Source organism: Stenotrophomonas sp. PS02297, assembly GCF_029959705.1.
Lineage (GTDB): Bacteria > Pseudomonadota > Gammaproteobacteria > Xanthomonadales > Xanthomonadaceae > Stenotrophomonas > Stenotrophomonas nitritireducens.
In genome coordinates this window covers 1-20198 of the sequence record NZ_JASCOS010000036.1, presented here as the reverse complement: position 1 = coordinate 20198, position 20198 = coordinate 1, and the positions used below count along the sequence as shown (strand labels likewise).

The window sequence follows — 20198 nt, the reverse complement described above, 5'->3', positions numbered from 1 at the left end:
CCTCAGTCCTTGTCGCCCGCGCCGCGGCGGAAGCAGTGCGGACCGGCCGGGTGCACCCATTGCCCGGCAGCCGGCAGGCGCCAGCGGGCGCTGCGTTCGCCGCTGTCGGTGGCGAAGTCGGCGCACAGTTCGTAATGCGTGGCGTCGAGCGGGCGGTAGCGGTAGTCCTTCCCGCCGGCCGGGTCGTGGCGCGGCAGGTTGACGCCCGGCTGCGCGGCCAGCGTGCCGAAGTCGGCGGGCAGCGCCTTGTGTTCCTCCCACCAGAGCCTGACGGCGGAATCCAGCGTCTGCATGTCCTCGATGCGGGCGCCGTCCAGCCGCAGCAGCCGCTGCCGCATCGGCGAGTCGATCACCCAGATGCCGGCGGCGATGGCCAGTGCGGTGACGATGCCGGTGGCCCACAGTACGCGGCGGCCGGTGGCGGTCTGCCCGGTGCCGGCCACTTCCTCGCGGCGGAGATCGTGCAGGTAATGGCCGAACACGGTGCCGGCGATCGCCGCCACCACCGCCACCTTGAGCACGAAACGCAGGCTCAGTTCGCCGCCGAGCAGGTTGAACACCAGCGTGGTCAGGTCGCCGATCAGCACGGCGGCCGCGACGAACAGGGTCAGGTAGGTCAGCCAGCGGCGGATCGGCGACAGGCGCTTGATCGGGTTGCGCGCCACATCGTGGGCGAGGTGGCGGGAGAGGAAGGCGAACACCGGGAAGGCGATGACCAGCGCCGAGATCGACCAGCGGATCGAGCCGGTCAAGCGCAGCACCTGCCATTGCGGATCGGCCGGGTCGGGCAGGGCATGTTCCAGCAGGGCGAACAGCAGGCTGCCGAGGTTCCAGGCGAAGAAATACAGCGCGCTGAACAGCAGCAGGTAGAGAAAAGCCTCGCGCGCGGACAGCGAAGCGCGTGGGCGCGGCACCGGCAGGGCGAACTCCACGTCGGCCCAGCCATCGAGCACGCCGCGTATCTGCTCGGCGCTCCAGCCGGCGGCCAACAGGGCCTGCTGCACCTGTTCGCGGCTGTGGCCGCGCATCAGTGCGTCGCGGACGAACTGCTCCAGTTCAGGGGATGCCGAGGCCATGGCGGGCTCCTGTGGGGACGGACGCATGGTGAACGGCTTGTCGGCGGTAGCGCAATTCCCGCGAGGAGGAGACCTGCAGAAGCGACGCCAGCCGCGACCGGATTCGCAGGAACTGCTCAGGTCGCTACTGGCGCCGTTCCGGCACGAGGATCAGGCGGCAGATGCCGGACTTTCCCGGCACAGCCTGCACCGGCCAGGCCCCCTGTTGTGCCGGTCACGGGATGCGCGGGCGCGAGCCGCGCACCCGCAGGGCGCTGTGCGGGGCGTCAGGCTTCCGTTGCGGTGGCCATCCGCGCGCGCAGCGCGTCCAGCTCCATGCGCAGCGCCTGGTTCTCGGCGGTCAGCGAGGCCACGCGCTGGCGCAGGGCTTCCACCTCGCCGGTATCGACGGCGGCCTGTGCAGGGGCGTCCTGCGGCGCGTCGGCGGCCATGGAGTCGGCGGCAGCCTTGGGCCTGCGCCGCGACTCGCGCACGCGCTTGGCTGCTTCCTTCAGTTCGCTCTTGCCACCCTGGGCGGCAGCGCGCTGTTCCTCTTCGGGCAGGCTGGCGACCACCGCGGCGGCGCTGAGCGAGATATCGCCGGCCTTCACCGCCTCGATCACTTCCTGCGCGGCATGCGCGCTGATCTTCTCGATCAGGCTCACCTGGCTGGCGCTGAGCTTGGCCTCGCGGGCGATTTCCGCCTTGGACAGCTTCGGCGCCGGTTCCCACGGCGGGGTATCGGCGTCGGCATCGTCCGGCGCGGCGGACAGCGCCGCTTCGCCCTCGCTTTCGCGGCGCAGCTGCTCTTGTTCGGCGCGGTGGCGCGCCTCGACGATCGCACGCTTGCGCAGCGCCAGCACGCCGCGCTGGAAATCGGACACGCTGCGCCGGCCCAGGTGCTGCTCGATCATCCACAGGTGCACATCCTCCATCGACTGGAAGCGGGTGTTCTGCACGGTGTTGAAGGGCAGGCCGTGCTTCATGCAGATGCCGTAGCGGTTGTGGCCGTCGATCAGTACGTTGCCCCACAGCACCAGCGCGTCGCGGCAGCCTTCGGCCAGCAGGCTGCGCTCCAGCGCGTCGTGCTCGTCGGCAGTCAGCGGATCGATGTAGGCCTTGAGTTCTTCGTTGACGATGATGTCCATGCGCATGCCGGTGAAACGTGGGGGCGGCATTGTAAGTGAGGCGGAGGACGGCACGGCCGCCGCGCTTGCCGGCCTGCGGGAAGTCGATCATGCTCGCCTGCCGCGACTGGACGAGGCGATCATGCTGCTCATTGCCGATATCGCAACCGCCCTGGTCGCGCTGATCCATGTCTACATCCTTGTGCTGGAGATGTTCCTGTGGACAAGGTCGGCCGGACGCAGGGCCTTCGGCCTGACCCGGGAGTTCGCCGAGCAGACGAAGGTGCTGGCGGCGAACCAGGGGCTCTACAACGGCTTCCTGGCCGCCGGCCTGGTCTATGGCCTGGTCCTGGGCCCGGCCGGATACGCCATGCGGATGTTCTTCCTGGCCTGCGTCCTGGTTGCCGGCGTCTATGGCGCCGCCACCGCCAGTCGCAAGATATTGTTCGTGCAGGCACTGCCGGCCGCCGTCGCGCTGGCGCTGCTCCTGTGGGCCCGCTAGGCAGCGCCGGGGCGTGAAGTCCGCATCCCGCAAGACCCCATAGGCGACCTGATGATTCCCCTGTTCCTGAAATCGCTGCTGGGCGCGCTGGCCGTGCTGCTGATCGCCCTGCTGGCGAGGTCGAAGAGTTTTTTCATCGCCGGCCTGGTGCCGCTGTTTCCCACCTTCGCGCTGATCGCCCATTACATCGTGGGCACGGAGCGCTCCGGCGCCGACCTGCAGAAGACGGCGCTGTTCGGGTTGTGGTCGCTCTTTCCCTATGCCGGCTACCTGGTCGCGGTCTATTTCGGCAGCGTGCGCTGGCCCCTGGCGGTGACGCTGGGCGTGGCGACGGCGGCATGGGTGCTGATGGCGCTGGGGATGATCGTGCTGTGGGGGCGGCTGCATCCTTCGGCGGGGGGCTGAGCGGACGGCGGAACGAAGCACGGGGACGCCATGAAGCGAGGGCATGCGGTCATGCTTCCGGCAGCGCTTGCGCCGGGCCTCGCATCCGCGGAAACCGCGCGGCTCGACGGCGACATCCGGGCGGCACGGGCCAGATCCGCGTATCCCGGCGACCCCCGCACCTTCACCGAGCGGCCGGGAACGCCCGGCAAGCAACCCTGCGTGGACTGCGCCGCGGCGTGATGTCGCCGCCTGGCGGAACGCGTTTTCGTTCGGGCTGAAACCATCGCTGGCGTATGGCCGCGCGTGCAGGGCAGCGTGCGCATCTTCCCGATTAGAATCGGGGTTTCCCCCCTCCCCAACGCCTTCCGGATACCGCGATGACTTCCTCCCACGTCCCCCTCCGCGGCAGCATCGTCGCGCTCGTCACGCCCATGCACGAAGACGGCAGCGTGGACTACCCGGCGCTGCGCCGGCTGGTCGACTGGCATGTGGCCGAGGGCACGGACTGCATCGGCGTGGTCGGCACCACCGGCGAATCGCCGACGGTGAACGTGGAGGAACACTGCGAGATCATCCGCGTGGCCGTGGAGCAGGCTGCCGGCCGGGTGCCGGTGATGGCCGGCTGCGGCGGCAACTCCACCGCCGAGGCCATCGCGCTGGCGCAGTATGCGCGCGGGGTCGGCGCCGACAGCCAGCTGCAGGTGGTGCCGTACTACAACAAGCCGGGGCAGGAAGGGCAGTACCGCCATTTCAGGGCGATCGCCGAGGCCACCGGCGACCTGCCGATCGTGCTCTACAACGTGCCCGGCCGCAGCGTGGCCGACCTGCAGCACGAAACGGTACTGCGCCTGGCGCAGGTGCCGGGCGTGATCGGCATCAAGGAGGCCACCGGCAACCTGGAGCGCGCGCAGTGGCTGATCCGCGAGGTGCCGGAAGGGTTCGCGGTGTATTCGGGCGACGACGCCACCGCGGTGGCGCTGATGTTGTGCGGCGGCCATGGCAACGTGAGCGTCGCCGCCAACGTCGCCCCGCGTCTGATGCATGAACTATGCGTGGCCGCGCTGGCCGGCCAGGTGCAGGCGGCGATGGCGATCCAGCAGCGCCTGCTGCCGCTGCACAGACAACTGTTCGTCGAGGCCAATCCCATTCCGGTGAAGTGGGCGATGCAGCGCCTGGGGCTGTGCGGCGGCACCCTGCGCCTGCCGATGACAGAACTGGAATCCGGCAACCAGCCCAAGGTGGAGGCGGCGCTGCGCGCAGCCGGGCTGCTGGCCTGACCGCCGGCGTATCCCGATGAAGAAGCCCGGACCGGTCCCGTCGCCCGGCCCGGGTCCGGAGGGCGCCGGCCCGTCGTCATGCGGCCGGCATCCTCGCCGCGGGGCTCAGTCCTTTTCCAGCGCGATCACGTCGCCGGTCGTCGGGTCCAGGCGTACTTTCACCTTCTCGCCCCCGGCGGTCCTGCCCTTGGCCTTCCACAGGCCGTCGTCGAGCTTCACGTCGTGCACGCCGCTGTAGCCGGCCGTGGACAGCCGGGCGCGGATGTCGGCCTCGCCCAGCTGCGAAACCGCCTTGTCCGGATACACGCTGCCGGTACGCGGATCCATGCGGACATCCACGCGCTTGCCGTCGGCGCTGGTCGCATCGGCCTTCCACATGCCGTCTTCGAATTCCAGGTCCTTCACCTTGGTATAGCCCTGCGCCTCCAGCTGCGCGCGCACCTGCGGCGCGGTCAGCGCCTCCTGCGCCTGGGCGGCACCGGCGCAGGCCAAGGCCAGGGCGGCGGCGAAGAGGGCGGTAGGTAGCGGTCGATTGTTCATGGGGCTGCTCCTGTCGTATCGGCGCGTTCTGCACGCAGCCGGAACGTAGCGGGGTTTTCCTGTACGCCGCCGTGAACCGGCGCCGATGCGCGGCGCTGCGCTCCGGTACGGTTAACCGACGTGGGCGGCAAGGGAAAACGCCGTTATCCCGGCGTCTGTTGCCCGTCGAAGCGGGGTGAACGCCAGGCGCAGGAGCGTCGATCCGGCCAGCTGGTTGCCGTCGTCGGCAGGCGCTACAGTCCAGCGCATCGGCTCCGTTCCCGGCAGAGGCAACATGTCATCCAGACCCTCCATCCCCGACAACGCCGCGCTGGACCGCGTCGTGGCGCAGGCCCGGCGCGATGCCGAGCAGCGCGGGCACGGCTACCGGGAGCGGGCGCTGAAGATGTATCCGTGGGTATGCGGGCGCTGCGCCCGCGAATTCACCCGGGCCAACCTGTCCGAACTGACCGTGCACCACCGCAATCACGACCACGATTTCAATCCGCCCGACGGCAGCAACTGGGAGCTGCTCTGCCTGTATTGCCACGACAACGAGCATTCACGCCATGGCGACTACACCGGGGTGGCGGCAGCCGACGCCGAGGACCGGCATGTAGCGGCGACCGCCCATCCCTTCGCTGGCTTGCGGTCACTGCTCAAGCGCGATTAGCGTCCGGCACTGCGGTCTGGTGGCGGCTGCAACCAATCCGGGCCATGCGCTGGCGCCGTGCCAGAATCGTCGCCAACTTCCCCGGGCTCATCCGATGGCGCCTTCCCGCCCCTGCGTACCCACCGCCAACTCCCCGCGCCGCGTGCTCGCCGCCAGCCTGGTCGGCACCACCATCGAATTCTTCGATTTCTACATCTACGCCACCGCCGCGGTGCTGGTGTTCCCGAAGCTGTTCTTTCCCGAGAGCAGCGCCAATGCGGCGCTGCTGCAGTCGCTGGCGACCTTCGCCGTGGCCTTCATCGCGCGGCCGGTAGGTTCGGCGCTGTTCGGCCATTACGGTGACCGCATCGGCCGCAAGGCCACGCTGGTGGCGGCGCTGCTGACCATGGGCCTGTCCACGGTGGCGATCGGCCTGCTGCCCACCTACGCCGACATCGGCTTGCTGGCGCCGGCGCTGCTGGCGCTGTGCCGCTTCGGCCAGGGCCTGGGCCTGGGCGGCGAATGGGGCGGGGCGGTGCTGCTGGCCACCGAGAACGCGCCGCCCGGCAAGCGCGCCTGGTACGGCATGTTCCCGCAGCTGGGCGCGCCGCTGGGTTTCCTTATGTCGGCCGGGATCTTCCTGCTGCTGGGCCGGCTGATGGACGACGCGGCGTTCCAGGCCTGGGGCTGGCGCGTGCCCTTCCTGGCCAGCGCGCTGCTGGTGATCGTCGGCCTGTGGGTACGCCTGAACATCCATGAGACCCCGGACTTCCGCCGCGCGGTGGAAGGTGGGCAGCGGGTGCGCCTGCCGATGCGCGAGGTGATCGCCGGCCATGGCTTCGCACTGCTGGCCGGTACGCTGGCCGCGTTCGCGACCTTCGTGCTGTTCTACCTGATGACGGTGTTCACCCTGGGCTACGGCACCTCGGCGCTGGGCTACACGCGCGAACAGTTCCTGCTGCTGCAGATGGTCGGCATCCTGTTCTTCGCTGCCGGCATCCCGCTGGCGGCGATGCACGGCGACCGCCACGGCACGATCCGTACGATGCTGCTGGCGACGCTGGCGATCTTCGTGTTCGGCCTGCTGTTCAAGCCGCTGTTCCAGGCAGCCCATCCCTGGCAGGTGCTGGGTTTCCTGTCGCTGGGGCTGTTCCTGATGGGTCTGACCTATGGGCCCTGCGGCACCATGCTGGCCGGCCTGTATCCGGTGCAGGTGCGCTATACCGGCGCCTCGCTGTCGTTCAACCTGGCCGGCATCCTGGGCGCCGCGCCGGCGCCCTACGCGGCGACCTGGCTGGCGGGGAAGTTCGGCGTCGGCGCGGTCGGCGGCTATCTGTGCGTCACCGCCCTGGTCACCGCGCTGGCGCTGTGGGCGATCCAGGGCCGCAGCGCGGCGCGGGGTTGACGACGCGCCCAGCGCGGGTCGGGAGATGGCCGCCGTCCATGGCAGCCGCCGGCACCTATGGCCGGGTGCCGGACGCCGTTCCCGGCGATTTTCTGCTGCATCGCTTTCCTGTATGCGCCGCGGGGCGCAGGCCGGACCGCGCCGCGGTCAGCGGAACAGGCGCTTGAGCGTGCGCCCGAGCCAGCCGCCTTCCTCGTGTTCGCGGGCGAACTTGTTGAGGTGGCGCTTGACCTGTTCGGCGTAGGCCTTGTCGTCGCCGCGGATGTGGTTGAACAGCCAGCGCGAGAGCATGTTGCGCAGCTCGTCGGTGATGTCCTCGCCGGCCTCGAAGCGCATCCGGTATTCGGAAACGCGCTTGATGAACACCTCGTGCACGCGCTTGTGCGCGGCGCAGAACGGGTAGCCGGCCTCCTCCATCAGTTCTTCCTCGAAGGCGAAGTGCGACAGGGTGTAGTCGATCAGCTCGTCGATCACCTCGCCGACGGCGACCCGCTCCAGGCTCTTCTGGGTCACGTGCAGGTGATTGAGCATCTCCACGATGCGCATGTGCTGGCGGTCGATGACCTCCACGCCCGTGTTGAGATCGTCCTGCCAGACCAGAAGTGCCAACGCCGTTTCTCCAGATGAGTGCTGTCGGGGCGCACTCTAGGGATGGCGATGGCGCACCGCGTTGATCTGGATCAAAGCCGGCCCGCGGTTCAGTCGAGGGTAACGCTGTGCACGCGGTTGCGGCCGCCGGCCTTGGCCAGGTAGAGCTGGCGGTCGGCCTCGGCGATCAGCGCGTGCAGGGTGCTGCTGCGGGCCGGCATGCGGCATACGCCGATGCTCACGGTCATGCGCAGGATGTTGCCGCCCAGGCTCAGCTCGAGCGCGGCGACCGCCGCGCGCAGCTGTTCGAAGTGCCGCGTGCAGGCGTCCTCGTCCGGCGCGGTGACCAGCAGGCAGAATTCCTCGCCGCCGAAGCGGGCGCTCAGGTCCTGTGCCGGGGTATGCGCAAGCAGCACCGCGGCCACGGCGCGCAGCGCCTGGTCGCCGGCCTCGTGGCCGAGGCTGTCGTTGATGTGCTTGAAGTGGTCGATGTCGACCATCGCCACCGCGACGCCGCCGGCATCGGCGGTATGTTGCTCGAGCCGGCGCTGGCTCTGCTCCAGGAAACTGCGGCGGTTGGGCAGGCCGGTGAGGAAATCGCGGGTCGCCAGATCCTGCAGGGTGCCGATCAGCTCCAGCTGGTCCACGTTCTGCGAGACGCGGCAGAAGAACTCCTCGCGCGAGAAGGGCTTGCGCAGGAAGTCGTTGGCGCCGTTCTTGAGGAAGCGCGGGATCAGCGACGGGTCGGAGTTGCCGGAAATGCCGATCACCGCGACCTTGTCGCGCGCGCGCAGGGCGCGCAGGCGCCGGGTCAGCTCGACGCCGTCCATGCCCGGCATTTCCTGGTCGACGATGGCCAGGCGGATCGCCGGGTCGGCTTCCAGCGCCTGCAGCGCGGCATGGCCGTCGGCGGCCTGCGCGACACGGTAGCCGTACATGCCCAGCAGCGAGGCGGCGTAGCCGCGCGCCGAGGGCGAATCGTCCACCACCAGCGCGGAGATGCGGCGGTTGCGGTCCAGACGCTGCACCAGCCAGACCAGGTAGTCCAGGCTGCCGGGCGTGTTCTTCAGCACGTAGTCGATGATGTCCTGTTGCAGCACGCGCTTGCGCAGGTCTTCGTCATAGACGCTGCTGACCACGATGGTCGGCAGCCCGCGCTCGACGAAGTACGCCACCACGTCGTCGCGGTCGCCATCGGCCAGCACCAGCCCGGTCAGCACCAGGAACCAGTCGTCGTTGGCGTCCAGCAGGGCGCCGGCCTCGGCCAGCGAAGAGGCCACGCTGACCGGCAGCTCCAGGCGCTGTTCGATGGCCTCGCGCAGCATCGTGGTGAAGGTGCGCGAGTTCTCGACCAGCAGGATGCGCTGGGGCAGGGGGGCGATCGGTCGGCTGTCGAAGCCGGCCGGCGGCGACACTGTCATGGGGCGGAGATCCGGAGGCGGGTCGTCGCATCCGGTTAACGGCCGGTGCGCGGCGGACTTTAGCCCGATCCCGGCATCGGCGCGATGACAGCGCGGCGGTGCATTGCCGCGGCGGGCAGGGCATCATGCCGCAGTCCCCAGTGATGTCGTCTGCCACATGCGGTTGCTGCTCGTCGAAGATTCCACCGCCCTGCGCGAGAGCCTGGCCATCGCCCTGGCCGCGGAGGGCCATGCGGTCGATGCGGCCGCCGATGGCCACCAGGCGCTGGGATTCCTGGCCCATTACGACTACGACCTGGTGGTGCTGGACCTGGCGCTGCCGGGCATCGACGGCCTGGGGGTGCTGGACGAACTGCGCCGCGAGCGCCGCGTCGCGCGGGTGCTGGTGCTGTCGGCGCGCGACCAGGTCGCCGACCGCGTCGAGGCGCTCAACCGTGGCGCCGACGACTACCTGGTCAAGCCGTTCTCTTTCGACGAACTGCTGGCGCGGCTGAAGGCGCTGGCGCGGCGCCGTTTCGACGATGCCTCGCCACGGCTCGGCGCCGGTGCGCTCACCGTGGATACCGCCACCTGCCTGGCGAGCGGGCCTGGCGGTGCGATCGCACTGTCGCCCAAGGAGTACGCGCTGCTGGAACTGCTGCTGCGCGAGCGCGGGCGCGTGCATACGCGCAACGGGCTGTTCGAGCGGCTGTACGCCGGCAGCAGCACGGCGTCGGACAAGGTCATCGAGGTGCTGGTCAGCACCCTGCGCGGCAAGCTCGCCCGCGCCGGTGTGGACGGCCTGATCGAGACGCGGCGCGGATTCGGCTATGTGGTCGCTTGAGCGCGGCTGGCTGAAGTCGATACGGCGGCGCCTGATCGTCGCCCTGGTCGGTGGGCTTGGCAGCCTGCTGGTGGTGATGTTCCTGCTGCTGGACCAGATGCTCGACCACCATCTCTACGCACGGCTGGACGCACAGCTGCTCGACCGCGCGCGCGCGGTCGGCGCGCTGCTGGCCAGCGGTACGCCGGTGGATGCGCTGATGCCGGAATTCCGTGAGCACGGTCATACCGACTTCTACACGATCTGGGACCGGCAGGGCGCGGTGCTGGCGCGCTCCTCGTCCAGCGGCGAACAGGCGCTGGCGGGCCCGCCGCAGGCACCGGCGGATGCGCCGCTGTATTACGACCTGACCCTGCCGGACGGCCATCGCGGCCGAGCGGTGGCGCAGCGCGTGGTGCCGGGCCATGCCGGCGATCCGCGCGCGGCCGTCCTCACCGTCGCCATCGAGCGCACCGACGTGGACATGCTGGAGCGCCGCATCCACCTGTCGCTGTTGCTGGTGAGCCTGCTGGCCGCGCTGGGCGCGGCGGCGCTGGCGATCGTCGTGGTCAACCGCGGGTTGCGCCCGCTGCTGCGGCTGGGCACGCGGGTGGCGGCGCTGTCGCCGGAAACGGCGCAGGTGCCGCTGCTCGATGCGGCGCTGCCATCGGAACTGGCACCGCTGGCCGCGGCGCTGGACCGTGCGTTCGGACGTCTCTACGACGCACTGGAACGCGAGCGCCGGTTCGCGCGCGACGTCGCCCACGAGCTGCGCACGCCGCTGGCCGAGATCCGCACCAGTACCGAACTGGCGCTGCGCGGCGGTGACGCCGGCCGTGCGGCCGCGGCGCTGGCGATATCGCTGGCGGCCGTGGAGCGGATGCAGCGCAGCGTCGACGGCCTGCTCGCGCTGGCGCGCTACGAATCCGGCCAGGCCGAACCGCAACCCGAACCGCTGGAGCTGCGCGCGCTGCTCGAGCAACAGCTGCAGGCGCTGGGCCGCGCAGCGTCCGCGCGCGCGCCGGGCATCCAGCGCGAAGGCATGCCGGAATGGTGGACCTCCAGCGATGCGCTCCTGCTCGAGCGCATTGTCGCCAACCTGCTGCAGAACGCGGTCGAGTACGCGCCGGCGGACGGGCGCGTCGCCACCGGAGTAGTGTCCGGGGCGGATGGCGCGTGGATCGAGATCCGCAACCCGGCGCCGGACCTGGCGGCGCCGGACCTGGCGCGGCTCGGCGAGCGCTTCTGGCGCAAGCGCCCGGAGCATGCGCCGGATGCGCATGGCGGGCTGGGCCTGGCCTTGGCGCGGACGCTGGCGCGGGTGCTCGGGCTTGAACTGCGGTTCCAGCTCGTGGCGGGCGAACTCGTCGCGCGCCTGGGGCCATTCCCCGCGCTGCGCGGAGCGTAGCGCCGGCCGGCGGCGCGGCATCGCGCGGGCGGTCCGGGAGGAACCCGCGCACCATGATTCCTGCCGCCTCTGCCGGGTTCCCTGCGGAAAGGAGGTCCATGCGGCCGCCGGCCGGGCGGTGCCGCGCGCAGGGCCCGGCACCATCGATGCGCCTGCGTGGCGAGTCATCGCCGGCATTGCAGGTGCGTGTGCGAACGCGACTGCTTCGCAGTTGAGCGCCTTAAGCGTTTCCAAAGCCTCGCCCGGCAGACTCCCGGCCAGTTCTGATTTTCCCGCGCCGAGGTCGACCGATGCCCTGCCGTTCCCGTTTCCTTCCGGTGCTGCCATTCGGCCTGGTCCTGCTCGCGGCCAGCTGCGCGGCGGCCGGCGCCGCCCCCATGGCGATCCGCCTGCCGGCCGAACAGGCGCGCGCGCTGGGCGTGCGCGACGCGGCGGCGGTCGCGGCCACCGGCATACCGCTCGAACACCTGCCGGCGACGGTGGAGCCGGCGCTGGAGCGCAGCGCGGTGGTGACCGCGCCCTATGCCGGCACGGTCACCCGCGTGCTCGCGGTGGAGGGCAGCGAGGTCGCCGCGGGAGCGCCATTGGCGCGGGTGCAGAGCCGCGAGCGGATGATGCTCGAAGCCGACGCCGGGCGCGCGGCCAGCCAGGCGCGCCTGACGGCGCGGCAGGCGCAGCGCGACGCGGAATTGCTGGCCGAGGGCATCGTGCCCGCCACACGCGCCGAGAGCAGCCGTGCTCTGCAGGAACAGGCCGGTGCCTCGCAGGCGCAGTTGGCGCGGGCACTGGCGCTGGCGCCCGCGGCGAAGGGAGGGCTGCCGGGCGAATATGAGCTGCGTGCGCCGTTGGCCGGGCGCGTGCTGGAACGCAGGGTGGCGCCGGGGCAGGCGCTGGACGCGATGGCCGCCGCGTTCGTGGTGGCCGACACTACGCAGCTGGACGTCGCCATCCGGGCGCCTGCCGCATCGCGCGCGCGGCTGGCCGCCGGGCAGGCGGTGCGCATCGACGGGACCGGCGCACAGGGCCGGATCACCGCGGTGGGCGGGGCCGTGGATGCGGCCAGCCAGACCGTGCCGGTGCGCGCGCGTTTCGAGGCCAGCGCCGCGCTGGTGCCGGGCCAACCGGTGGCGGTGACTTTGGAACTGCCTGCGCCGAAGGACGCACTGGCGCTGCCGCGCGGCGCACTGGCGCGGGTGGGGCGCGACAGCGTGGTGTTCGCCGTGACGCCGGAAGGCTATCGGGTCGTCAGCGTCGAGGTACTGGGCGAATCGGCCGCGCAGGTGGTGGTGCGCGCGCCGCTGGCGGCCGGTGCGGCGGTGGCGGTGGCCGGCACCAGCGCGCTGAAGGCGCTGCTGGCGGCGGGGGAGTAGGCCGATGCTCGGACGCGTGGTCGAATTCTCGCTGACCCAGCGGGTGCTGGTGCTGGTGGCCGCGGCGGGGCTGGCGCTGGCCGGTGCGCTGGCATTCCTGGAACTGCCGGTGGATGCCTACCCGGACATCGCGCCGGCGCAGGTCAAGCTGATCCTCAAGGCGCCGGGCATGACCCCGGAAGAAGTGGAAAGCCGCGTCGTCGCGCCGCTGGAGCTGGAACTGCTCGGCTTGCCCAACGGCACGATGCTGCGCTCCACCGCCAAGTACGCCATCGCCGACATCACCCTGGATTTCGCCGAAGGCACCGACATCTACTGGGCGCGCCAACAGGTCGCCGAGCGCTTTGGCAACGTCGAGCTGCCGACCGGCGTCGGCGGCGGCCTGGCGCCGATCGCCACGCCGCTGTCCGATCTTTTCATGTTCACCATCGAAGGCGGCGACCTGGAACTGGCCGAACGCCGCGCGCTGCTGGACTGGGTGATCCGCCCGGCGCTACGCACGATCCCCGGCGTGGCCGACGTCAATGCGCTCGGCGGCGAAGTGACCAGCTATGTCGTGGTGCCGGACCGTGCCGCGTTGTCCGCCGCGGGGCTGCACTTCCGCGACCTGGCCGACGCGCTGGAACGCAACAACCGCAACGACGGCTCGGGCCGTCTCGGCGACGGCGAGGAGGCGCTGGTGGTCCGTGCCGAGGGCGCGGTGCATACCCTCGAGGACCTGCGCCGCATCGTGCTGCGCGTGCGCGATGGCATCCCGCTGCGGATTGGCGACGTGGCGCAGGTGCGCGCCGCCGGCCTGACCCGCTATGGCGCGGTCACCCGCGACGGCGAGGGCGAAGCGGTGCAGGGCATCGTGGTCGGCCTGCGCGGCGCCAACGCCGGCGCGGTGGTGCAGGCGGTGCGCGCGCGGCTGGCCGAACTCGCGCCGCAACTGCCGGCCGGCGTGCGGGTGGAGCCGTTCTACGACCGCAGTGCCCTGATCGACCGCGCCGTCGGCACCGTCACCAGGGCGCTGATCGAAGCCACCGTACTGGTGGTCGTGCTGCTGCTGCTGTTCCTGGGCGAACTGCGCGCGGCGCTGGTGGTGGCGCTGACCCTGCCGTTCGCCGCGCTGCTGACCTTCCTGATGATGCGCGTGTCCGGCATGAGCGCGAACCTGATGAGCCTGGGCGGACTGGCCATCGCCATCGGCATGCTGGTCGACGCGGCGGTGGTGGTGGTGGAGAACACGGTCAGCCGGCTCGACCCCGGGGCTCCCGGCGCGCGCCTGCCGCGGCCGCACCGGGTGTTCGCCGCGGTGCGCGAGGTGGCCGTGCCGGTGGCCTCGGGCATCGTCATCATCTGCCTGGTGTTCCTGCCGCTGCTGACCCTTGAGGGGCTCGAAGGCAAGCTGTTCGGCCCGGTGGCGCTGACGATCGTCTTCGCGCTGGCCGGCTCGCTGCTGTTGTCGTTGACGGTGATCCCGGTGCTGGCCTCGCTGCTGCTGCGCGAACGCGCCCACGCCGAGCCGTGGCTGATGCGCAGGCTAGACGGCCTGTACACGCCGCTGCTCGACGGCGCGCTTGCGCACCCGCGCCGCGTCGTGGCCGGTGCGGCCGCCGCCCTGCTGCTGGGCATGGCGGCATGGTTCGGCGTCGGCAAGACCTTCCTGCCGACCATGGACGAGGGCGACCTGCTGGTGCAGCTGGCCAAGCTGCCGTCCATCGGCATCGACAGCAGCATCGGGCAGGACCTGGCGGTGGAGCGGGCGCTGAAGGCGCGGGTGCCGGAAATCGAGCACGTGGTCGCGCGGTTGGGTTCGGATGAACTCGGCCTGGACCCGATGGGCCTGAACGAGAGCGATGTATTCCTGGAGCTCAAGCCGAAATCGCAGTGGCGCAGGCCGGACAAGCAGTGGCTGGCCGAGCAGATACGCACCGTGCTGGAGGACTTCCCCGGCATCGACTACGGCTTCACCCAGCCCATCGAAATGCGGGTCAGCGAGATGCTCACCGGCAGCCGCGGCGACGTGGCGGTCAAGGTGTTCGGGCCGGACCTGTCCACCGTCAACCAGCTCGGCGCCCGCATCGCGCAGGTGCTGGAAGGCATCACCGGCGCGCAGGACGTGCTGGCCCAGGCCGGCGAGGGCGTGGAATACCTGCGCCTGCGGATCGATGCACAGGCGGCCGGCCGCGCCGGCCTGGCCGTGGCCGACGTGCAGGACGAACTGCGCGCGCAGATCGAGGGCCTGCCAGCCGGTACCGTGATCGCCGCGGACCGCCGCATCCCCGTGCTGGTGCGCGGCGACGGCGGCGTGCGCGAGGACCCGGCGCGCTTCCAGCGCCTGTTGCTGGCCCGTGGCGATGGCGCCGGCGAGGTGCCGCTGGCGGCCCTGGCGCAGATCGAGCGCAGCACCGGGCCGGTGACCGTGCGCCGCGAGAACGGTTCGCGCTTCGCCCTGGTGCAGGCCAATGTCGATGGCCGCGACCTGGTCGGCTTCGTCGACGAGGCGCGCGCCAGCGTGGCGCGGGAAGTGCCGCTGCCGGAAGGCTACCGCATCGTATGGGGAGGGCAGTTCGAGAACCAGCAGCGCGCCGCCGCGCGCCTGGGCATGGTCGTTCCGGCGGCCATCGGCCTGATCTTCCTGGTCCTGTTCTCCACCTTCGGCTCGATGCGGCAGGCGCTGCTGGTGCTGGGCAACGTGCCGTTCGCGATGGTCGGCGGCGTGCTTGCGCTGTGGCTGACCGGACAGTACCTGTCGGTGCCCGCATCGATCGGCTTCATCGCCCTGCTCGGCATCGCGGTGCTGAACGGACTGGTGCTGGTCGTGCACTTCAACCAGCTCGCCGCCACCGGCATGGCGATGCCGGCCGTGGTGCGCGAGGGCGCGCGGCGGCGGCTGCGGCCGGTGCTGATGACCGCCAGCATCACCGCCTTCGGCCTGGTGCCGCTGCTGTTCGCCAGTGGCCCCGGTTCGGAGATCCAGCGTCCGCTGGCGATCGTGGTGATCGGCGGCCTGCTCAGTTCGACCGCGCTGACCCTGTTGCTGCTGCCGGTCCTGTTCCGCCGCTTCGGAGCCCGTTGATGGAACTGCGTCGCCTGAACCTGGTTTTTCCCCCTGTGCTGGAGGACGCGGTGATCGCCGCGCTGCTGGACATGCCCGACCTGCCGGGTTTCACCACGCTGCGCGGCGAAGGCCATGGCAGCAGCTTCGACAAGGCCAGCAGCGGCGAACGCGTGCGCGGCCGCGTGGCCCGCGACATGGCGTGGCTGGTGTTGCCCGCCGAGCGCGTGGACACGGTGCTGGACGGCCTGCGCCAGCGCCTGCCCAGCCCGGACGTGGTCTGGTGGAGCGAGATCGTCGAGCGTTTCGGGAGGCTGGCATGAAGCGCCTGTCGTTGCCGCTGGCGCTCGCGCTGGCCTGCCGTGCCGTCGTCCCCGGCGCCGCGTTCGCCGCCACCGCCGACGCCGGCTATCTGCCGCCCGAAACGCTGGTCCTGCGCGCCATCGCCGCGCATCCGGACGTGCAGGCGGCCACTGCCGGCGCCCTGCGCGCCGGGGCCGAGGCGCGCGGGCTGGCGGCCGGCCCGCACGAGCCGGTCCTGAGCCTGATGTCGCAGCAGCGACGCATGCGCAACGGTCCGGATTTCCGCGAATACGAAGGCCAGCTCACCCGGGGCGTGCGCTGGCCCGGCAAGGCGCGGCTGGACCGCGAGATCGGCCGGCTCGGCAGCGAGGTCGCCGATCTGCAACTGGCCGACGCCGAGCATCAGGCCGCGCGCCTGCTGTTGGCGCAATGGATGGAATGGCTGCGCGCCGAAGGCGGGTTGGCGCGGGCGCAGGCGCAGCATGAGCTGGTGCTGCGCGACCGCGACGCGATCCAGCGCCGGGTGCGCGCCGGCGATGCCGCCCTGCGCGATCTGGACAGCGCACAGGCCGCATCGGCGCAGGCGCAGGCGCAGGTGACGGCTGCCGCGGCGCGGCGCGAGGATGCGCGCATCGCCCTGGCCGCGACGTTCCCGCAGATCCCGCTGCCGGGACACGCGCCGGCACTGCCGGAGCCGCTGCCGGATGGCGAGGACGCGCAACTGCATATCGACCGCATCATCGGCCGCAGCCATGAGATCGGCGCCGCCGAGCGCGAGGCCGAGCGGCTGGACCGCGCCGCCCTGCGCGCCCGCGCCGACCGCCGTCCGGATCCGAGCGTCGGCCTGCGCTGGCTGGACGAGCGCGGCGGCGAGGAACGCTCGCTGGGGGTCGTGGTCAGCATCCCGTTCGGGGGCGCCCTGCGTTCGGCCGGCGCCGATGCGCAGCGCGCCAGCGCCGACGCCGGCAGTGCGCTGGCCGAAGGCATGCGGCGCACGATCCGCCGCGAAGCCGAGCAGACCGTGCGCCATGCCGATGCCGCGTACCGGCTGTGGCGCGACAGCCAGCGCGCGCTGGAGGCGGTGCGCGCCAGCACCGCCAGGACGCGGCGCGCTTATGCCCTGGGCGAGGCGGGCATCGCCGAACTGGTCGCCGCCCAGCGGCAGGAGCAGGAAAGCGCCCTGGCCGAGTCCGATGCCCGCGCCGACGCCCTGGAGGCGGCCCTGCTCATCCGCGTGGATGCGCATGAGCTGTGGCACGACGGCGACGAGGGCGGCGCCTGACGGCAGCGGCGGCAGCGGAGAGGCCGCTCACCACAGCAGGTCGCGCAGCTTGTACCAGGACATCGCCGCCACCAGCAGCGGGCGACGCAGCGCCGCGCCGCCGGGGAAGCGGTGGTGGGGGATGCGCTCGAACACGTCCAGCCGCTGCGCCTGCCCGGCGATGGCCTCGGCGATGACGTCGCCGGCCAGGCCGGTGCTGGCCACGCCGTGGCCGGAGAAACCCTGCGCGAAATAGACGTTGGGGGTGAGCCGGCCCCAGTGCGGGGCGCGGTTGCGGGTGATGTCGATGTAGCCGCCCCACACGTAGTCCAGCTCCACGTCGGCCAGCTGCGGGAACACCGCGCGCATGCGCCGGGTCATCGCCCCGCGCAGGCCGGGCGGCGGCAGCGCCGAATAGCTGGCCTGGCCCCCGAACAGCAGGCGGTGGTCGCGGCTGAGGCGGAAGTAGTCCAGCGCCCAGTTCACGTCGGCCACCGCCATGTCGTTGCGGATCAGGCCGCGCGCGCGCTCGGCGCCGAGCGGGGCGGTGGCGCCGATGTAGGTGCCGACCGGCATCATCCGCGTTTCCAGTTCCGGCGCGATGCCCTGCAGCCAGGCGTTGCCGGCCAGCACCACGAAGTCGGCCTCGACCCGGCCCTGCGCAGTATGCAGTGCGGGGCGCGCGCCGCGTTCCAGGCGCAGCACCGGCGAATGTTCGTGCAAGGTGGCGCCGGCCGCCTCGGCCGCGCGCGCCAGCCCCTGCGCATAGGCCAATGGATGCAGGTGGCCGCTGGCCGGGTCGTACAGCGCGCCGCGGTAGCGGTCGCTGCCCAGCACCTGCCGCAGCTGCGCGCGGTCCCACCATTGCAGCGGGTGGTCGTAACGCCGTGCCAGGGTTTCCATGTCCGCGCGCAGCGCGCGCTCCTGGCGGGCGCGGATCGGCACGCTGGCGTGGCCGTCGCGCCAGTCGCAGTCGATGCCGTAGCGGGCGATGCGCTGCTTGAGCCTGCGCAGGCCATCGCGCGAGAACTCGAACAGCAGCCGCGCATCGGGCTCGCCGAGCAGGGATTCCAGGGTGCGCTGGTCGCAGCCATAGCCGACCAGCGCCTGCCCGCCATTGCGGCCGGAGGCGCCCCAGCCGACGCGCCCGGCCTCCAGCACCGTCACCCGGTAGCCTTTCTCGGCCAGCGCGAGGGCGGCGGTCAGCCCGGTGTAACCGGCGCCCAGCACCGCCACGTCCGCGACCGCGCGCCCGCGCAACGGTGCCCGCGGCGCGACCGGCGGCAGGCTGGCCGCGTACCAGCTGGGCGGATAGTCGGGCCGGGGGGCGTCCAAGGGCATCAGGCGCATCGAAGCAGGCGGGGGCAGTGCAGTCTACGTGCCCGGACGCAGCATCGGCATGATCGCGGCGCGGCGGCGCCGGTTGCCTAAACGCCGGGGCGGCAGTAGCGTGCCTGCACGCCACTCCACCGGGGCAGGGCATCGGCCGGTGGCTGGCGCCTGTCATGCAACCGAAGCAGAACCGCCATGAGCTCCCGCCCCCGTTCGCGTCCCCGCAAGCCTGCCACCGTGCAGGAAGACAGCACCCTGCTGCGCTGGCTCAAGCAGCGCAACATCACCGAGGTCGAATGCCTGGTGCCGGACATCACCGGCAATGCGCGCGGCAAGATCATCCCGGCCGACAAGTTCTCGCACGATTACGGCACGCGCCTGCCCGAGGGCATCTTCGCCACCACCGTCACCGGCGATTCGCCGGACGACTACTACGAGCTGGTGGCGCCGGCCGATTCGGACATGGTGCTGCGCCCGGACCCGGACACCGTGCGCATGGTGCCGTGGGCGACCGACCCCACCGCGCAGGTCATCCACGACTGCTACACGCGCAGCGGGCAGCCGCACGAGCTGGCGCCGCGCAACGTGCTGCGGCGGGTGCTGGCCGCCTACGACGAGCTGGGGCTGAAGCCGATCGTGGCGCCGGAGGTGGAGTTCTTCCTGGTACAGAAGAACACCGACCCGGATTTCCCGCTGCTGCCGCCGGCCGGCCGCTCCGGCCGCCCGGAAACCGCGCGCCAGTCCTACTCGATCGACGCGGTCAACGAGTTCGACCCCATCCTCGACCTGATGTACGACTACTGCGACGCGATGAAGCTGGACGTGGACACCCTGATCCACGAATCCGGCGCGGCGCAGCTGGAAGTGAACTTCACCCATGCCGACGCCATGGCGCTGGCTGACCAGGTGTTCCTGTTCAAGCGCACCATGCGCGAGGCCGCGCTGCGCCATGGCGTGTACGCGACCTTCCTGGCCAAGCCGATGGAGACCGAGCCGGGCAGCGCCATGCACATCCACCAGAGCCTGCTGCGCACCAGCGACGGGGTCAATGTGTTCGCCGGCGAGGGCGAGGGCGAGTACAGCGCGCTGTTCATGCAGTATCTGGGCGGGCTGCAGAAATACGTGCCGATGGCGATGGCGTTCTTCGCGCCGAACGTGAACTCCTATCGCCGGCTGGTATTCGGCGAGGTCTCGCCGAGCAACGTGGAATGGGGCTTCGACAACCGCACCTGCGGCCTGCGCGTGCCCATCGACAGCCTGGAAAACAGCCGCGTGGAAAGCCGCTTCGCCGGCTCGGACGCCAATCCCTACCTGGCGATGGCCGCGACCCTGGCCTGCGGCCTGCTCGGCATCCGCGAGAAGCTCACCCCGACCGCGCCGGTCGCCGGCAACGCCAAGGCACCCGGCTACGCGCTGCCGCGCTCGCTGGGCGAGGCGCTGGACGGGCTGGAAAGGTGCGAGCCGCTGCAGGAGCTGCTCGGCCGTCGCTTCTGCCGTGCCTATGTCTCGGTCAAGCGCAAGGAATACGAGACCTTCTTCCGCGTCATCAGCTCCTGGGAACGGGAGTTCCTGCTGCTCAACGTCTGACGGACGGGCTGGTGGAGCGGGGCAACACCCCGCTGGAGCCTCCCCCGGCCAAGCCCCGCCGGGCGTTGCCCGGCGCTACAGCAGCACCGTGGCCATGCACCTGTAGAGCGGGGCGACGCCCCGCTGGCGCGTTCCCGGTAAAGCCCGCGCCGGGCGGTG

General features: G+C 71.3%; 18 protein-coding genes. 12 read left to right on the top strand and 6 right to left on the bottom strand.

Going from position 1 to position 20198, the window contains the following annotated elements:
* Nucleotides 1–2: 2 nt before the first annotated feature.
* Nucleotides 3–1076 (bottom strand): DUF5671 domain-containing protein, encoded by a 1074-nt coding sequence (locus tag QMX80_RS09340; RefSeq protein ID WP_282276649.1) that lies wholly within the window; start codon nt 1074–1076, stop codon nt 3–5.
* Between the two features lie 266 nt (nt 1077–1342).
* Nucleotides 1343–2203 carry a plasmid replication/partition related protein gene (locus tag QMX80_RS09335; RefSeq protein ID WP_282276648.1) on the bottom strand — a complete coding sequence of 287 codons (861 nt, stop codon included), beginning with the start codon at nt 2201–2203 and terminating at the stop codon, nt 1343–1345.
* A 121-nt stretch (nt 2204–2324) separates the two neighbouring features.
* Here QMX80_RS09335 and QMX80_RS09330 point away from each other — a divergent pair, with 121 nt between their 5' ends.
* From QMX80_RS09330 to dapA, 3 genes are all read left to right on the top strand, one after another.
* Nucleotides 2325–2684 (top strand): DUF1304 domain-containing protein, encoded by a 360-nt coding sequence (locus QMX80_RS09330; RefSeq protein ID WP_282276660.1) that lies wholly within the window; start codon nt 2325–2327, stop codon nt 2682–2684.
* A gap of 51 nt (nt 2685–2735) precedes the next feature.
* Nucleotides 2736–3089, top strand: coding sequence for a GlpM family protein (locus QMX80_RS09325; protein ID WP_055770115.1), 354 nt, complete (start codon nt 2736–2738; stop codon nt 3087–3089).
* A 359-nt stretch (nt 3090–3448) separates the two neighbouring features.
* Complete coding sequence (gene dapA, locus QMX80_RS09320; RefSeq protein ID WP_055770112.1) at nt 3449–4348, top strand: 4-hydroxy-tetrahydrodipicolinate synthase; 900 nt, start codon at nt 3449–3451, stop codon at nt 4346–4348.
* A 105-nt stretch (nt 4349–4453) separates the two neighbouring features.
* Here the strand turns inward: dapA and QMX80_RS09315 are convergent, their stop codons facing one another.
* The gene (locus QMX80_RS09315) at nt 4454–4888 is read right to left on the bottom strand and encodes a PepSY domain-containing protein (protein ID WP_282276645.1); all 435 of its coding nucleotides are present in this window, start codon (nt 4886–4888) and stop codon (nt 4454–4456) included.
* Nucleotides 4889–5162: 274 nt separating this feature from the next.
* Between QMX80_RS09315 and QMX80_RS09310 the strand changes: the two genes are divergently transcribed.
* Both QMX80_RS09310 and QMX80_RS09305 read left to right on the top strand, forming a co-directional pair.
* On the top strand, nt 5163–5540 hold the full coding sequence (locus QMX80_RS09310; RefSeq protein ID WP_055770109.1) for a YajD family HNH nuclease: 378 nt from the start codon (nt 5163–5165) through the stop codon (nt 5538–5540).
* Nucleotides 5541–5634: 94 nt separating this feature from the next.
* Nucleotides 5635–6924, top strand: a complete 1290-nt coding sequence (locus QMX80_RS09305; protein ID WP_282276642.1) for an MFS transporter — start codon at nt 5635–5637, stop codon at nt 6922–6924.
* A gap of 147 nt (nt 6925–7071) precedes the next feature.
* Here QMX80_RS09305 and QMX80_RS09300 read toward each other — a convergent pair whose 3' ends face one another.
* Both QMX80_RS09300 and QMX80_RS09295 read right to left on the bottom strand, forming a co-directional pair.
* Nucleotides 7072–7533, bottom strand: a complete 462-nt coding sequence (locus tag QMX80_RS09300) for a bacteriohemerythrin (RefSeq protein ID WP_055770103.1) — start codon at nt 7531–7533, stop codon at nt 7072–7074.
* An 89-nt stretch (nt 7534–7622) separates the two neighbouring features.
* Nucleotides 7623–8933 (bottom strand): diguanylate cyclase, encoded by a 1311-nt coding sequence (locus QMX80_RS09295; protein ID WP_055770099.1) that lies wholly within the window; start codon nt 8931–8933, stop codon nt 7623–7625.
* Nucleotides 8934–9090: 157 nt separating this feature from the next.
* Between QMX80_RS09295 and QMX80_RS09290 the strand changes: the two genes are divergently transcribed.
* The 6 genes from QMX80_RS09290 (at nt 9091) to QMX80_RS09265 (ending at nt 17141) form a co-directional block, all read left to right on the top strand.
* The gene (locus QMX80_RS09290; RefSeq protein WP_282276638.1) at nt 9091–9756 is read left to right on the top strand and encodes a response regulator transcription factor; all 666 of its coding nucleotides are present in this window, start codon (nt 9091–9093) and stop codon (nt 9754–9756) included.
* On the top strand, nt 9743–11143 hold the full coding sequence (locus QMX80_RS09285) for a histidine kinase dimerization/phospho-acceptor domain-containing protein (RefSeq protein WP_282276636.1): 1401 nt from the start codon (nt 9743–9745) through the stop codon (nt 11141–11143). Before QMX80_RS09290 ends, QMX80_RS09285 begins: the two co-directional genes overlap by 14 nt.
* A gap of 377 nt (nt 11144–11520) precedes the next feature.
* On the top strand, nt 11521–12513 hold the full coding sequence (locus QMX80_RS09280) for an efflux RND transporter periplasmic adaptor subunit (protein WP_282276635.1): 993 nt from the start codon (nt 11521–11523) through the stop codon (nt 12511–12513).
* A gap of 4 nt (nt 12514–12517) precedes the next feature.
* A complete protein-coding gene (locus QMX80_RS09275; RefSeq protein WP_282276634.1) occupies nt 12518–15577 on the top strand; it encodes a CusA/CzcA family heavy metal efflux RND transporter in 3060 nt (1019 codons plus the stop codon).
* Complete coding sequence (locus QMX80_RS09270; protein WP_055770084.1) at nt 15577–15879, top strand: DUF3240 family protein; 303 nt, start codon at nt 15577–15579, stop codon at nt 15877–15879. Before QMX80_RS09275 ends, QMX80_RS09270 begins: the two co-directional genes overlap by 1 nt.
* Complete coding sequence (locus tag QMX80_RS09265; protein ID WP_282276632.1) at nt 15876–17141, top strand: TolC family protein; 1266 nt, start codon at nt 15876–15878, stop codon at nt 17139–17141. Before QMX80_RS09270 ends, QMX80_RS09265 begins: the two co-directional genes overlap by 4 nt.
* A 27-nt stretch (nt 17142–17168) precedes the next feature.
* On the opposite strand, the gene QMX80_RS09260 is transcribed toward QMX80_RS09265, so the two are convergent.
* Nucleotides 17169–18470, bottom strand: a complete 1302-nt coding sequence (locus tag QMX80_RS09260; protein WP_282276631.1) for an FAD-binding oxidoreductase — start codon at nt 18468–18470, stop codon at nt 17169–17171.
* 177 nt (nt 18471–18647) lie between these two features.
* On the opposite strand from QMX80_RS09260, the gene QMX80_RS09255 reads away from it, so the two are divergent.
* Nucleotides 18648–20039, top strand: a complete 1392-nt coding sequence (locus tag QMX80_RS09255; RefSeq protein WP_282276630.1) for a glutamine synthetase family protein — start codon at nt 18648–18650, stop codon at nt 20037–20039.
* Nucleotides 20040–20198: the final 159 nt, after the last annotated feature.

Bases quoted from the DNA above. Each gene is read 5' to 3' on its own strand.
- QMX80_RS09340 (WP_282276649.1), bottom strand. From the start codon at position 1,076: ATGGCCTCGGCATCCCCTGAACTGGAGCAGTTCGTCCGCGACGCACTG.
- QMX80_RS09335 (WP_282276648.1), bottom strand. From the start codon at position 2,203: ATGGACATCATCGTCAACGAAGAACTCAAGGCCTACATCGATCCGCTG.
- QMX80_RS09330 (WP_282276660.1), top strand. From the start codon at position 2,325: ATGCTGCTCATTGCCGATATCGCAACCGCCCTGGTCGCGCTGATCCAT.
- QMX80_RS09325 (WP_055770115.1), top strand. From the start codon at position 2,736: ATGATTCCCCTGTTCCTGAAATCGCTGCTGGGCGCGCTGGCCGTGCTG.
- dapA (WP_055770112.1), top strand. From the start codon at position 3,449: ATGACTTCCTCCCACGTCCCCCTCCGCGGCAGCATCGTCGCGCTCGTC.
- QMX80_RS09315 (WP_282276645.1), bottom strand. From the start codon at position 4,888: ATGAACAATCGACCGCTACCTACCGCCCTCTTCGCCGCCGCCCTGGCC.
- QMX80_RS09310 (WP_055770109.1), top strand. From the start codon at position 5,163: ATGTCATCCAGACCCTCCATCCCCGACAACGCCGCGCTGGACCGCGTC.
- QMX80_RS09305 (WP_282276642.1), top strand. From the start codon at position 5,635: ATGGCGCCTTCCCGCCCCTGCGTACCCACCGCCAACTCCCCGCGCCGC.
- QMX80_RS09295 (WP_055770099.1), bottom strand. From the start codon at position 8,933: ATGACAGTGTCGCCGCCGGCCGGCTTCGACAGCCGACCGATCGCCCCC.
- QMX80_RS09290 (WP_282276638.1), top strand. From the start codon at position 9,091: ATGCGGTTGCTGCTCGTCGAAGATTCCACCGCCCTGCGCGAGAGCCTG.
- QMX80_RS09285 (WP_282276636.1), top strand. From the start codon at position 9,743: ATGTGGTCGCTTGAGCGCGGCTGGCTGAAGTCGATACGGCGGCGCCTG.
- QMX80_RS09280 (WP_282276635.1), top strand. From the start codon at position 11,521: ATGGCGATCCGCCTGCCGGCCGAACAGGCGCGCGCGCTGGGCGTGCGC.
- QMX80_RS09275 (WP_282276634.1), top strand. From the start codon at position 12,518: ATGCTCGGACGCGTGGTCGAATTCTCGCTGACCCAGCGGGTGCTGGTG.
- QMX80_RS09270 (WP_055770084.1), top strand. From the start codon at position 15,577: ATGGAACTGCGTCGCCTGAACCTGGTTTTTCCCCCTGTGCTGGAGGAC.
- QMX80_RS09265 (WP_282276632.1), top strand. From the start codon at position 15,876: ATGAAGCGCCTGTCGTTGCCGCTGGCGCTCGCGCTGGCCTGCCGTGCC.
- QMX80_RS09260 (WP_282276631.1), bottom strand. From the start codon at position 18,470: ATGCGCCTGATGCCCTTGGACGCCCCCCGGCCCGACTATCCGCCCAGC.
- QMX80_RS09255 (WP_282276630.1), top strand. From the start codon at position 18,648: ATGAGCTCCCGCCCCCGTTCGCGTCCCCGCAAGCCTGCCACCGTGCAG.